Genomic DNA, 14,790 nt, shown 5'->3' on the forward strand with positions numbered 1-14,790 from the left:
CCTATAATTTCAATGAAACTGACGATAATTTTAGTCAAGTAGCAGAATTCAATTTTGAGCTTGAAAATGGTGCTACGGAACTGAAAGGAAAAAAAGTGAATGTGATCCGCTTGGATCGCAAACACAATAATACTTACCGCAAATGGTTGGAATGGGGTGCTAAGCCTGTTTCTGATGAATTGGTAAGCAAACTTAAAGAAGTGGGGGAGTTGCAAGATATCGAAGTGGCGGATATGTATTTTGATGGATCAAATGCAAAGCTACAGGTGAGCATCCCTCGACATGGTATGGCATTGATAATCATTGAATAAGTTTATGAGTAAGCTTAGTTTAGTATTTGTTTTTTCGTTGATATTTTCAGCAGGTTTTGCACAAATAAAACCTGCTAAAGATCAAGCGTATTTGGTTGATGGTCAAGGTAAACCCTTCTTTTGGTTGGGTGATACCGCATGGGAATTGATCCATCGATTAGATAAAAAAGAAATAGAAAGCTATTTCAAAAAAAGAGCAAGTCAAGGGTATAATGTCATTCAGACGGTCGCTCTTGCTGAGCTTGATGGTCTGACAGCCCCTAACCGAAATGGGGACTTGCCATTGATTGATCAAGATCCGGCAAAGCCCAATGAGGCCTACTTTAAGTGGGTCGATTGGGTGGTCGAGTGCGCGCAGCGTTATGACCTTCAAATTGCACTTTTGCCTACTTGGGGGGATAAAATAAAGCTCGTTTGGGGACCTGGTCCAGTGGTTTTTAATCCTGAAAATGCCTATGCTTATGGCAAATTCATTGGTGAGCGATATAAAGATCAACCCAATATTATTTATGTATTGGGTGGTGATCGAAATATGGAAACCGATGAAGAATTAGCAACCGTCAATGCAATGGCCAAGGGGATTCAGGAGCAAGATCACGGCAAACACATGATGACCTATCACCCACGTGGGGGATACGCTGCTTCGATGATTGTTAAAGATGCCAAATGGTTGGATTTAGACATTTTGCAAACCGGGCATTGGCGAAAAAGATATCCAACCGATAGTTTGATCGCAGAAGTTAGACAACCGAACCGCCCAATATTAGACGGTGAACCTTGTTACGAAGATCATCCGATTCAGTGGAAACCTGAAATTGGCTTTTTCCATGCTTTAGATATTCGTCAGTCGGCTTACCGTTCTGTATTCGCAGGCGCCTGCGGACATACCTACGGGCACCATGGTATTTGGCAAATGTGGCAGAAAGGCCGTGAGCCAATATCGTCTGTGGAAGTAGATTGGAAACATGGATTGAAGGCAAAAGGAGGAGGGCAGATGCAGTACCTCAAAAAATTGATGGAACAATGCCGTTGGTATGAGTTGACGCCAACCCACATCTCGACAGATGCAGATGATACTTTACAGGCATTGACATCCGATCACCACCTCTTGATTTATCAGGAACAAGCCAAAAATTTCACTGTAAACATAAACGATTTGCCTATGAGTATCAGCATCTTTGATCCTGCAACAGGCAAAAGCAAACGACTTGAAAATCATTCATTGACCAATAATATTGAGGTCAATTTTCCTAAGAAATACATAAATAGGGATGCCGTGATTATTATAACTTTAGGTAATAATAGTTGATCCTAATTCCACCTATTTTGTCTAGGGCAAACGCATCAAGTTAAAAACTATTGAGAAATTGGTTTATTTTTGCCCTATGAATACACCCACGACTATTTTTTCAGGAGTAGAAGACCCTCGCCAAGAGTGGAGATGTCTTCATCCATTAGAAAATATCCTTTTTATCGCCTTAGCAACAATGATTTGTAATGGCGAAGATTTTGAAGATATGGTAATTTTCGGAGAGCAAAATTATGAATGGCTAGCCGAGTGCCTTGATTTATCGAATGGTATCCCCTCTCATGATACCTTTAATCGAGTTCTACAAAGATTACGACCAGACTCATTGCTGAATAGTCTCAAAGAAGATGGGCAACAATTACTGGACGTTGTAAATGAAAAGCAGGTGATTTTAGATGGGAAAAAATTAAGGGGAGTTTCTCCAAATCAAAAAGGGAATAAAGGTTTATACATATTAAGTGCTTGGGTTGGTGAAAATAATATTTGCATAGGCCAACAAAAGGTTAAAAATAAAAGCAACGAAATTACAGCCATTCCTGAATTACTTGATAGCATAGAATTGGCCGGCGCTACGGTGAGTATTGATGCGATAGGGTGTCAAAGGGAGATTGCTCAAAAAATAACACAAGATTGTGATGCTCAATACTTTCTTTCGCTTAAAAAAAACCAGAGGAACAGTTATCAGATTGTTGAAGATGCATTCCGCTTCCACAATCCTAGCAAATTTGACTTAATGATTGAAGAAGGGCATGGAAGAAAAGAAGAACGTAAATGCACTATAATTTCAATGGCATCTTTGCCGGAAGAGGAGCAATTAACTGGTTGGGAAGGGCTAAAAACTATTGTTAAGATTGAGAGTAATCGAAATGTTAAAGGGAAGGAAAGTAAGCAGGTTAGATTCTACATGAGTTCTGAAGAAATTTCAGATCCAAAATACTACAATTTATTGGCAAGAGGACATTGGAGCATAGAGAATCAACTGCACTGGCATTTGGATGTGACATTTAATGAGGATGCTTGTAGAGCCAGAAAGGATCATTCCGCTGAAAACTTAAATATCCTCCGAAAAATCGCACTGCAGAGAATTTCTAGAATGGATGATAAACTCAGTAAGAAAAAGAGGAGATACAAGGCTTCAATGGATCATAACTACCTTATATCCATCATCTCCTGATGCGTTTGCCCTATATTTTGTCTGGTATAACTTTTTGATATGAAAGAATTAAACGTCTTACTTTTATTATTATTCACTTACAACTTAGGATATAGTCAGCCGATTTCCTTGATCAAAAATTGGTCGATGAAAGTGGAAAACCCACACTTCAAATCGACCCTTAAATGGGAACAGAAAGGCGATTTGGTTATTGCCCGGATGAGCCTAAAATCAGCTCAGCCTGAGCAGTTGCCAGCCGTAAGGATTGCTTTTGAAACCCCGTCGGTAGATGTATATTCAGTATTCAATGATTCGCCTTTTAGCGGTGGATCAAATTACCATATCACCCAATATAATCGTTTTGGTAGCACGCTGCCTTTGATCAGTATGTTAAGTAAATCTCAAAAAAATAGATTGACTTATATGCTTTCTGAACAATTGGAAACTTCAGTGATCAAGGTCAAGCTGGATGAAGAAGGGGCAGTATTCAAACATCAATTAAATATCAATACAGATAAACCTCCTGTTCAGCAGGTTAAGCAATATGAATTTAGTATTTACTTCAATGCTGCAGATATTCGTTATGAAAAATCTATTACTAAAGTGCTTGATGTTGCCAAAGTAGAGGGAAATACGCCTTCGGCACATATCCCCGAAGGAGCATGGGCACCGCTGTATTCTACCTGGTACAGCTACCACCATTTTCTTGAAGAAAAAGAGCTGCTAACAGAATGCAAAAAAGCCAGAAAGATGGGCATGAGAACCATCATTATTGATGACGGTTGGATGACGATGAACGATAGTTTGAATTTTTCGGGTATTGGGGATTATCAACCGCTGCGTCTGCCAAAAATGAAACATTTGGTGAAGTCCATTCAGCAACTGGATATGAAAGTGATGCTGTGGATGTCCACCTCAATGTTGGGACAGGATTCAGAAGCAGCAAAAAAATTCCAGGGTAAATATATCCGATTCAAAAAGGGGTCCAACACCTTTATCATTGACCCTCGATACCCTGAAGTTCGACAGTATATCATCACCACCGCGACTCGTTTGATGAAAGATTATGGTTTGGATGGTCTTAAACTTGACTTTTTGGCACAAATGTATCCGGATGCGGATACCCCAATGACCAAAGCCGATGGAAGAGATTATGCTTCCATCAATGAAGCAACCGAGGCGATGATTGCAGATATTTATTCGAAGCTCCATGCAATCAACCCTGAGGTATTGATTGAGTTCCGCCAGCCATATATCAATGTGCTTACTCAACAGTACGCCAATATGTTCCGCGCGATTGACAATGCCAATATGGAGGTTGCCAACCGAGCATATACGGCAAAAATCAAGTTGCTTGCACCAAAATTACCCGTACATGCCGACATGATGTTGTGGCATCATGATGATACGGCTGAAAGCCTTGCCTTACAATTCATCAATACCATTTTCGCTGTGCCTCAGGTGAGTGTAAAAGTGAAAGATATGAATAAGGTGCAAAAGGAAACCGTTGATTTTTGGTTAAACTTCTACACTCAGCATGAGGACGTACTGATGCGTGGTGATTTCTTTGCCGATGATCCTGGCGAACATTTCACCCAACTATCTGCTGTAAAAAATGGCCAACAGATTTCAGCAGTATATACCAATAATTTGGTGAAATTGAAGAATAATGACGTTAAAAAACTTACCATCATTGATGGAAGTCATCAGGGAAATGTAGTGGTCAAACTCAATCATCCTTCAACGATTAACTATAAAGTGTTTGATTGTAAAGGCAAATTAGTAGAGCAAAAGCAACAGGTCGCGGTAAATGATTTTCATGGATTTAAAATACCAACATCTGGAGTGATCGAAATCAATATCCAGCAGGGAATTTAGACATGATGTGTGGGGATGTTCGAACAATCACACTGGCCGTAGGATATAGTTTATAACCAACTTAATAAGTCGAATAAATCCATGGAAATACCTGAGGAAAACAGTTTTAAATAAATTTTTAGTATTTATATTTTTTAGGATAATGAGAAAAGGAGTTGTGTTTCTATTTACGCTATTGCTTGGTTTTCAGGCTATGGCGCAAAAGTACAAGCAAGAGGAATTGCTCTTTGGGGTGGCATATTATGATGAATATATGCCCACAGAGCGTTTAGATAAAGACATTGAAATGATGAAAGCAGCGGGCATCAACTTTGTTCGAATTGCCGAATCTACCTGGAGTACGGTTGAGCCTTCGGACAATGTCTATGATTTTTCACATATTGACGGCGTTTTGGATGCCATGCACAAAGCCGGCATCAAGGTGATTATTGGAACACCTACCTATGCGACGCCACCATGGTTGGTGAAAAAATATCCCGACATCATGGCCATCAGCAAAGACGGGCAGTACCAATATGGTGCGCGCCAGCAAATGGACATTACCAATAAGCATTACCGCTTTCATGCTGAGCGCGTGATCCGCAAAATCATGGAGCATATCAAAGATCATCCTGCCATCATCGGTTATCAATTGGATAATGAAACGAAGCATTACAATACGGCAGGTCCGAATGTTCAGAAGGCTTTTGTGGAGTACATGAAGAAAAAATGGCCGGACCTAAAAGCATTGAACAAGGCTTTTGGATTGGACTACTGGAGTAACCGCATCAATAGCTGGGAAGAATTTCCTTCGGTAAATGGTACGATCAACGCCAGTTTACGAGCTGAGTTTGAGAAGTTCAGAAGAGGTTTGGTAACTGAATTTTTGGCTTGGCAGGCAAAAATCGTTCGTGAGTATTCCCATCCTGATCAGTTCATTACACATAATTTTGACTTCGATTGGCGAGGATATTCTTACGGATTGCAGCCAAGCGTGAATCACTTCGAAGCATCGAAAGCAATGGATGTTGCGGGTGTCGATATTTATCACCCTACGCAGGATGATTTGACAGGGATGGAAATTGCCTTTGGAGGTGACATGACCCGTTCGTTAAAAAATGGGAATAATTACTTTGTCATTGAAACCGAAGCGCAGGGATTCCCACAATGGTTGCCTTACCCTGGTCAATTAAGATTGCAGGCATTCAGTCACCTTGCGTCAGGTGCAAGCATGGTTGGTTACTGGCATTGGCACTCTATTCATAATTCTGCAGAAACGTATTGGAAGGGGTTACTCAGTCATGATTTTGAGCCTAACCCTACCTATATGGAGGCGCAGACAATCGGTAAGGACTTGAAGCGTTTGAACAAAGACTTGATTGGTTTGAGAAAAGATAATCAGGTAGCTTTCTTGGTGAGTAATGAAGCTCAAACAGGCTATGATGAGTTCAGTTGGGTGTTTAAAACCAAATACAACGACATCCTTCGCTTGTATTATGATGCCCTTTATAAGTTGAATATAGAGGTGGATATGGTAGATTCTTCTTGTTTAGATTTTAATAAATACAAGATGATTGTCGTACCAGCTTTGTATGCCGCACCGGATGCACTTTTGGAACGATTGAATGCTTATGTAAAGCAGGGAGGTCATGTGGTGTACACTTTTGGAAGCGGAGTGAGCGATGAAAATGTGAAGGTACGCCACAGTTTGCAGCCGGGTATTATCAATAAGGCTTGTGGTATTCAGTACAATCAATTCACTGTACCAAAATCAGTGAAATTACATTCTGACAAGATCAAATTCGGTAAAGATGCCACTGATGTTAATACTTGGATGGAGATGGTTAATGCCAAGGGCGCTGAGGTATTGGCAAATTATGATCACCCAGTTTGGGGAAAATATGCGGCGGTAACGACCAACAAATATGGTAAAGGTGAAGCGACTTATGTAGCCTGTAAAACAACACCTGAAGCAACAAAAGAAATATTGGAATATGCTGTGAAGTCGGCTGGTTTGTGGTCCGATGCTCAATCCTTGGCTTTCCCAATCACGGTGAGAAAAGGAGTAAATAGGGAAGGTAAAACCATTCATTATGTATTCAACTATTCTGCCGAAGAGAAGACCATTCAATATCCATTTGCCTCGGGTAAAGAATTATTAAGCGATAAAAAAGTTAAGAAAAATAGTGAACTGAAGTTGTCCCCTTGGGGTGTGGCGATTGTTGAAAGTAAGTAAAAGCCAAAGTCGATACGTTCAGTTTTTGTGATAAAATGTGCCCCTCCCTTTGAGGGGCATTTTTCATTATTGTAGGAAGATCATTAGAATTTTTTATCATGATAAGACCTTTCCTATTATTTTTTTCACTGTTGTTGCTTGTGGCCTGCAACCCCAAAACAGCAAGAATATATGACAACTTTGTCAAGCATAGCCAACAGCCTGAGAAAGCCATTTTGCCTGATTTTTCATATGCGGGATATGCATTCGGGGAAAAAGCAATTACGGCACCATCCATGGATATTTTCGATATTACCGACTTCGGCGCCGTTGCCAATGACGGTAAATCGGATGAATCAGCCATCAAAAAAGCCATTGCTCAAGCGGAGAAAAATGGGGGAGGGATCGTCTATTTCCCTGCGGGAAAATATTTAGTCAACACCAATTTACAAGAGCAAAATGATTACATCCTGATCCAACACAGTAATGTCGTATTGAAAGGTGATGGTCCTGAAAAGACGACTATTGAAATCCAAAAGCGGGCGGGCGCAACGGCGATCACCTCGGGAATTTATAAGTTCAGATTCCAAAAAGTAAGCGATCATGATCCTGCCTTTTCACATGCCCACTTGAAGCTGAAAACAGATTTTATCACCAAAATCAGTGCTGATATTGTGGGTGAGTCATTCGATGTACAGGTGCAAAATGCCGACAATTTGAAAGTTGGACAGTGGGTAACCTTGTACCTTCCGCCAACCGATGACCGTCAGGTGAAGTTGTTCTATACTCAGCCGTATGATATTCCTACCAAAGCGGACGAACAAAAAACAAATACCCGTTGGTATCAGGCTAAAATGACCCTTTCTGAACGCCATTTGATCAAATCTATTGATGGCAATACGGTTACTTTCGAGTCGCCAGTACATATCCCTGCAGTTGCAAAACACGGTTGGGAGCTTCGTACTTTCCCTCATCTTGAGAACGTGGGGATCGAAGGTATTCACATCAAAGGGAATTGGGAAGGCTACTATCCAGGTAACCACCAATTGTTGATCAAGAAAAAAGCTTTCAGTCCATTGATGATGTCCGCCTGTGTGAACAGCTTTATCAAAAACTGTAACATCAGTGATTATAACATGGGCATGCGTTTGTACAATTTGGCGGCATGTTCGGTAGTGGATCTGAAAATGTTTGGCAATGGATACAACCGTGGCCGACACAATGTATTCCTACAAAACAGTAACAATGTCTTTGTGGGTAAAGTACAAGATTTCCAACAAAATGAAGATGCTTTTACGGTTACCCACAGTGCAATTGGTAACGTATTTTGGCATTGTGAAAGTGAACCTCAAACTGCTTTGGATATTCACGCGGCCTATCCTTATGCCAACTTGTATGACAATGTAAAGTCTTCTTTCAAAAGAAAAGCGGGCGCAGGAACCAACGGTCCATCGGGTGGTTATAACCCACAGCATTTGGGTAAATTGGTGCTTTGGAATCATCATTACACTGGTAAGGATGTTTCGGTTTATCCTTTCTGGGACAAAAATGATTTCTATAATGCCAAGCATCAGTTCTATGTGATGCCAATCGTGGCAGGGATGCATGGTAACCCGATCAGCTTCAAAGCCGAGCAATGTGAAGCACTTGAATCGACTGGCACAGTAGTTACTCCTGAGTCTTTATACGCTGCACAGTTGGAGCATCGACTAGGAAAAGTACCAGCTTGGTTGGAAGAGTTGAACCAAGTGAAATGGTTGAATGAAAGTCCAGTGAAGGCTGATAATAAGACGATTGTTACGGCAGATTTCGATCATGGAAGTTTGGATTATATGTATGAAAAATCTCCTAATCATTTCGTGGGCCGCACCAAGCATTGGCTCAAAGAGGATAGCATAGGTAATCAATATTATTGGTTCTATTATCAGATGAAAAATGTCAAAGGCAAAACGATCACCACTGTTTTGGAAGACATGAAGGGCATCTACCGTGGCATGCCACACGTTATTTTCACAGATTACACACAACCGGTTTTCAGTTATGATATTGGGCATTGGGACCGTATCACGGATGTTAAATATGATGCAGAGAAATTTGAGTTCAAATACACCCACACTTTTACCGAGGACAATGTTTGGATTGCCTATGCGCACCCCTATACCTATAACCGAAAAGAAGCTTTGATCTTCTCTTTGTTCAACAACCCTTTGGTACAGGTTGATTATATCGCCAAAACTAAACAAAAGCGTCATTTGCAAGTGGTTAGCATTACTGATCCTAATGTGGATGATAAAGGTAAAAAGGTGATCATGGTCGATGCGATGCAGCATGCGGGTGAAGATTGTGGCGGTTATTTAGCGGAAGGATTGATCAAGTACTTGATTTCTGACGATGCACGCGCGGCACAAATCCGTAAGAAATTCATCTTCAAAGTCATCCCAATGATGAACCCTGATGGGGTATTCTTCGGAACGACTCGTTACAATATGAGCATGCGTGATATGAATGCCTCTTGGGGTGAAGATCACTCTCAGAAAGTAATGGACAATGAGTTGAAAGAGGTTCAGGCTTTACAAAAATACAGTCAGGATATCTACTCTCATGGCCATATAGATATGTTATTGGATGTACATAGCCATTCTCAGCAGGTACAGAAGCACACGATTCTCTGCCCAAATGAGAATACATTGAAAGACTTTGCGGTACACCTGAACAAATACTGGAAAATCAAACATGTTGGCGTAAAGAGTACGGGGCGTATGCGTGCGTATTACTATAAATATGGAACGCCATCGGGAACAATCGAACTTTCGCAATCGAAATTGGCAGGTGACAACCCTTACTTGACGGTTGAAGATTACCAAAAATATGGTGAAGGTGTAGCCCGAGCGGTTTGGGATTATTATGCTGAAGTAGAAAAAACGATGAAGTAAATTTAAAATTGATTGGTAGTGAAAAAGGCAGCCTTTTCGGGCTGCCTTTTATATGTCTGCGTGCCGTGAGACGTAATTAATGACGCCTTTACAGAAGTACGCCCTATACGATTGCATGACTCCGTCTTGTGATAGTTTCAAATGTTAAGCTATCACGAGAGGGGACTCTCGCGAAAGCCAAATGTCAGTCGTTCTTCCGAACGCCTCTACGTATATTTCAAAAACTTAAACCGCAGCCTGTTTCACCTTCAAGTTCAATTCTCCTTTATGGTTAAAGCTGATCACAGTGTGTCCCTGAGGATTCACATTGGTATGGAAACGAATCGCTGTGCCGTTGGCATCCGTCAATTCCTCAATCGCTTCGGCAGTGGCATTGCATAAAACGATTTGTGCTTCGGCAATGGAGTTGAATGTGAAGCTTATATCGCCCTTGCCTTCTTTCAAATCCAACAACTCAATCGTTGAGCTCAACAATTTAGGTGCATCCGTTTTTTGTGTCGAACGGTAGCCAATCACTTCATTCTTGTCTTTGTTCAACCACGCATCAGGAATTTGATTGGATGTTGTAACCCTTTTGCCATTAACGGTAAAGTAGTCCAATGTGCCTTCGCCTTCAAATTTGAAATCGATCAAATTACCCTGATATTGATAATCGGTGATCTCATTAACCAATTTCCCTGCCTGTAATGCCAGACCGTGAGGCAAACGCTTCACGGCAATGTTGGTCATCGCTCCGAACCATGCGCCCATGCTGAAAATCTGTGGTCGGATTTGATGATCCGAGCCAGCAGGGTAGAAGCCACTCATCTCCACCATTGCACCGGCCATCGGCATGTTTTTCCAAGGGATGTAGCATTCTTTGGCTGCATAATCAATGGCTTTTCTCAAATCATCCTGATTGATGTCATCCATCTCCAATGTCGCCAAAATAGAGAAGTATCCCGCCAAGAAATACTCATCTTTCTTCACCAAAAGATCATCAAACAATGTTTTTTGATAGCTATCAATATCAAATTCTTTTGGGAGAAATGGCGGACAAGTCAATGCCCAGATATAGTCTGTTTCGTCCAAACCATAGCCGTCAGCCATCAAAACTGTTCCGTCAGTCGCGACTGCTTTTCCATAGTATGGCATTTTACCTTCAGGGAACAAAGGCTTCATTTTTTGCACCAAAGCTTCAGCTTTTTCAGCATAATTATTCTTAATACCCTGCACCTCACACATCTCATGCAACATGCGATAGACGCTGTAATTGAACAGGTTGATATAAATATCATAGCTACGCTCGATTTTTTTACCTTTGTATGGAGGTGCATCCCAACCCAAAACAGGTTTTCCTACCGCATTGTCCCAACCAAAATCACGGCTGTTATACAATGGCGTTTCGCAGAAATATTGACGGTAGAATAAGCCTTCTTTCTGATCATAACAATAATCCTCCAACCAGTTGCAGGCCTCCATCATCAGTTTCAGATTATCCTTGCTGATGTATTTGGTGTCGTTAGTTTGTGTCCAATGTGTAAAGGCGGACCATACCGCATAAAACAATCCATCCTCTTGCCATTTGGTGATTTTTCCATTCGCCATCTGTCCAAAGAATCGGCCGGTACGTCCATTTTCCTCAATATTGGTCGGGTTTGCCATTAGGAAATCAGTCCATTTATCCAATGGATTTACCCATCCTGAATAAGCCATCCAAGAAGTAGCCAAACCGCCATCACGTACCCAAATCAGGTAATAGATCTTCTGCAAAGCCGCCTGCATCGCCCCAGATTTGTCTTGTGCCGAAAGGAAAATTCGCTTGTTGAAATCAATCAAATTCTGCAGGGAATCATGATCATTCAAGACCAACTTACCGAAAGCCGTTTCTTTATTGACTTCCATATCATTTTCGGCCATTAGTTTTTGTTGACCCTTCGCTGCCAATTCTTCTAAGGTTCGTTCAATATGCTCACCTTTAAGCGCCCCCCCGATGAAAATCGGTTGATTTGCTTCTAAATTTCCACGGCAATATGTGCTTCGGCCTTGATCGATTTGTAACTGATGCTGGAAATCTCCCGCTTTCAATACGGCAGCAAATTCAAAGTTCAAACCACGGTCGGGATGTGCACTAAGGAAGCTTTTTTCTGATCGCTTGATTGGCGTATCCTGTTTGTCAGATTTCAGATCTATCATGCCCACCTTCGATGTCCAGATATAAAATACAGGACTATCTTCCAAGGTGGCGATGTGCACATCCTGATTTTTATAATGCACCACCGTATGCCATGGATCGTAATCCGTCGAAACGTAATCCATTGCCGATAGGGCAGGGAGGCTGATCTTATCAAAGATCTTGGTATGATCATCACGGTTAGAGAAGTTACGCATTTTATAGCTGTTGTCTTCGCCAGCCTTAGGGTTGATCCACAACTCAATCGTTGATTGACTGATGTTATATTCCGCACGGACACCCATCGGGCTGTGCATCAAAATCAGCTGATCGACTTTCTTTTCTTGATGGATAGTCGCCACCTCCGTCTGCTTTTGCTGAGGACTCATCGCACAACCGCCCGCAGAGAGCAGCAGCAACGAAAGCCCAATATTTATATAGGTCTTTTTCATGAGAGTATAAAATTTTTCGTTATTACTACATCGGAATTGGTACCGACCTGTACCTGAAATTCGCCAGGCTCGGCCACAAATTTCATTTGCTCATTCCACATCTTCAGATCTTCTTCGGCAATGGTAAAATGAACTGTTTTGCGTTCGCCTTTTTTGAGCGCTATCAATTTGAAATGCTTCAGTTCTTTCAAAGGTCGGCTTGTGCTTCCATACAAATCACTGATATATAATTGCACCACTTCTTTGCCATCGTATTGACCAGTATTTTCAAGATCAACACTCACTTCAAGTTGTTGTCCTAATTTGAGGCTATCCGTAGAAATCTTCAGGTTGCTGTATTTGAAATTCGTATAGCTCAATCCATAGCCAAAAGGGAAGGCAGGTTCATTGGAGGCATCCAAATATCGGGTACCATTTTCAGTCGGTCTTCCTGTCGCTTTTCGAAGATAAGAGATCGGCACCTGTCCAGTATTTGCGGGGAAGGTTACAGGCAATTTTCCCGAAGGATTATAATCACCAAACAATACATCAGCCAAAGCATTTCCTGCTTCACAGCCTGCTAACCATGACTCCAAAATCGTGGGCATATTTTCTTTGATCCACGGCATGCAGATCGGACGGCCATCGGCCATTACCACTACGGTCGGTTTGTTGAGGGCTTTGATTTTTTTGGCTAATTGTACCTGAGGTTCAGGTAAAGAAATATCCACCAAAGAGGTATTTTCACCCGAAAACCATTGTCCTTCTCCGAGGGTAAGGATCACCAAGTCTGAAGATTTGGCGAGTCGGATTGCTCGGTTCAGGGCTTTTGTATCGGCAGTATGTTCATCGGCACATCCCGCTTCGAAAGTAACCTTTGCTGCCTTACCTAATTTATTTCTGATGCCTTCGGTAAAACGAACCACGTCCTCTTTGGGACCTGCCGCAGACCAGGTGCCCATATGAGTTTCAGGCTTGGCATCAATCGGTCCAATGACGGCAATTTTTTTGTATTTGGTTTTGGATAATGGTAAAAGTTGCTTGTCATTTTTCAGCAAAACCATGCTCTCGCGGGCAATCTTGCGGGCATGCTCCACGTACTCAGGGTGTCGCCACTCTTTTTCCTGTAAGCCATCGGTAAAATATTTGAAAGGATCATCAAAAAGCCCCAACTCAAATTTGAGCTTCAGCACCCGACGTACCGCATCATCAATCAAAGCCACATCCACTTTCCCTTCTTCAACCAAATCCTGCAAATGATCCATATATACCAAACCCATCATGTCGATGTCCGAACCTGCTTCAATGGCTTTCAAGGCCGCCTGTTTTCGGTCCTTCGCATATCGCCAATCAACCATTTCCTCAAAAGAATTATAATCCGAAACCACAGCGCCTTTAAATCCCCATTCTCCTTTTAATATATCTCGGATCAGGAATTTATTACCACTACATGGCACACCATCATAGTCATTAAAAGCATTCATGAAAGTCCGACAACCGGCTTTTTCGGCTGCATGGAATGGTGGCAAAACATATTCGCGTAAGAATCTTTCCGAAACCGTTGTCTGATTGTAATCACGACCAGCCTCGACTTGCCCGTAAGCGGCGAAGTGCTTGGCACAAGCGAGCATGGTGTTGTTGGCGCTCAGGTCATCTCCCTGAAAACCGTGTACTCTTGCCGCAGCAATTTGGCTTCCGAGATAAGGATCCTCTCCGCCACCTTCCATCATGCGTCCCCAACGGGCATCAAAAGAAATATCGACCATAGGAGCGAAAGTCCACATATTGCCCGAAGAAGTGCCTTCGATCGCCATGATTCTTGCTGATCGCTCGATCAAAGGCAAATTCCATGAGGCCGCTTCGCCCAAAGGCACAGGGAAGGTCGTTCTGAAACCATGAATAATATCAAGAGCAAAAATCAGTGGAACACCTGTGTGCTCCATTGCCAATTTTTGGTAGTGCCTTTTGTCTTTCATCCACCATACATTCAGGAATGTACCGACATCACCATTGATCACGGCGGAGTCAATATTGATGTCCGTTTCCTTATGGTTATTGGCGATCAACTTGGCGTGTTTTAGTTGGTTCAGCTGTCCAACTTTTTGGCGCAGGGTCATTTGACTCAAGATCTCCTCGACTTTTGCGTCGGTGGGATCTGTTTTGACCTTTGATTCACCACAAGCAGTCATGCTAACCAAAAGCATAAAAATGATATAGGCTCCAAAAAATGATGTAGTAGTTGTTGATCTCATTGTTTTACATCTTAAAAAATAAAAAGGCTGTCGCGACCCTTATCTCCGTTTGAATTCCTGTATAATTTAACCCTTTTTGACATCCAACTTAAACCACAAAGGTAGAGGGAAAACTCAGGGTTGGGGTTCCCCTTTTCTCAAAAAGGGCTCCTCAATTATTAGGATTAATGTTGGGAG

Annotated in this window: 8 protein-coding genes; 6 read left to right on the forward strand and 2 right to left on the reverse strand. The window is 41.9% G+C overall.

Translation table 11 applies throughout. The features are described from left to right. The 6 genes from AAA970_RS23665 to AAA970_RS23690 all read left to right on the forward strand — a co-directional run. The coding region (locus AAA970_RS23665; protein WP_338239366.1) for a hypothetical protein at window positions 1-311 on the forward strand (311 nt) is incomplete at its 5' end. After that, window positions 304-1,620, forward strand: coding sequence for a glycoside hydrolase family 140 protein (locus AAA970_RS23670; RefSeq protein WP_338239367.1), 1,317 nt, complete (start codon window positions 304-306; stop codon window positions 1,618-1,620). The genes AAA970_RS23665 and AAA970_RS23670, both read left to right, overlap by 8 nt. A 76-nt stretch (window positions 1,621-1,696) precedes the next feature. Beyond that, the gene (locus tag AAA970_RS23675; RefSeq protein ID WP_053404476.1) at window positions 1,697-2,794 is read left to right on the forward strand and encodes an ISAs1 family transposase; all 1,098 of its coding nucleotides are present in this window, start codon (window positions 1,697-1,699) and stop codon (window positions 2,792-2,794) included. Window positions 2,795-2,833: 39 nt separating this feature from the next. Further along, window positions 2,834-4,651: a glycoside hydrolase family 36 protein gene (locus AAA970_RS23680; protein WP_338239368.1), complete on the forward strand. Its 1,818-nt coding sequence runs from the start codon at window positions 2,834-2,836 to the stop codon at window positions 4,649-4,651. A 142-nt stretch (window positions 4,652-4,793) separates the two neighbouring features. Further along, the gene (locus AAA970_RS23685) at window positions 4,794-6,866 is read left to right on the forward strand and encodes a beta-galactosidase (RefSeq protein ID WP_338239369.1); all 2,073 of its coding nucleotides are present in this window, start codon (window positions 4,794-4,796) and stop codon (window positions 6,864-6,866) included. Between the two features lie 98 nt (window positions 6,867-6,964). Further along, a complete protein-coding gene (locus AAA970_RS23690) occupies window positions 6,965-9,778 on the forward strand; it encodes a M14-type cytosolic carboxypeptidase (RefSeq protein WP_338239370.1) in 2,814 nt (937 codons plus the stop codon). Between the two features lie 225 nt (window positions 9,779-10,003). Here AAA970_RS23690 and AAA970_RS23695 read toward each other — a convergent pair whose 3' ends face one another. Then, entirely contained in the window at window positions 10,004-12,382 is a 2,379-nt protein-coding gene (locus AAA970_RS23695; protein WP_338239371.1) for a hypothetical protein, read from the reverse strand. Then, window positions 12,379-14,613 carry a beta-glucosidase BglX gene (gene bglX, locus AAA970_RS23700; RefSeq protein WP_338239372.1) on the reverse strand — a complete coding sequence of 745 codons (2,235 nt, stop codon included), beginning with the start codon at window positions 14,611-14,613 and terminating at the stop codon, window positions 12,379-12,381. Before bglX ends, AAA970_RS23695 begins: the two co-directional genes overlap by 4 nt. Window positions 14,614-14,790: the final 177 nt, after the last annotated feature.

This window comes from Persicobacter diffluens (genome assembly GCF_036244895.1).
Classification (GTDB): Bacteria; Bacteroidota; Bacteroidia; order Cytophagales; family Cyclobacteriaceae; genus Persicobacter; species Persicobacter diffluens.

What these genes read in the sequence shown, in the direction of transcription:
- AAA970_RS23675 (WP_053404476.1), top strand. Translation starts at nt 1,697, where the DNA reads ATGAATACACCCACGACTATTTTTTCAGGAGTAGAAGACCCTCGCCAA.
- AAA970_RS23680 (WP_338239368.1), top strand. Translation starts at nt 2,834, where the DNA reads ATGAAAGAATTAAACGTCTTACTTTTATTATTATTCACTTACAACTTA.
- AAA970_RS23685 (WP_338239369.1), top strand. Translation starts at nt 4,794, where the DNA reads ATGAGAAAAGGAGTTGTGTTTCTATTTACGCTATTGCTTGGTTTTCAG.
- AAA970_RS23690 (WP_338239370.1), top strand. Translation starts at nt 6,965, where the DNA reads ATGATAAGACCTTTCCTATTATTTTTTTCACTGTTGTTGCTTGTGGCC.
- AAA970_RS23695 (WP_338239371.1), bottom strand. Translation starts at nt 12,382, where the DNA reads ATGAAAAAGACCTATATAAATATTGGGCTTTCGTTGCTGCTGCTCTCT.
- bglX (WP_338239372.1), bottom strand. Translation starts at nt 14,613, where the DNA reads ATGAGATCAACAACTACTACATCATTTTTTGGAGCCTATATCATTTTT.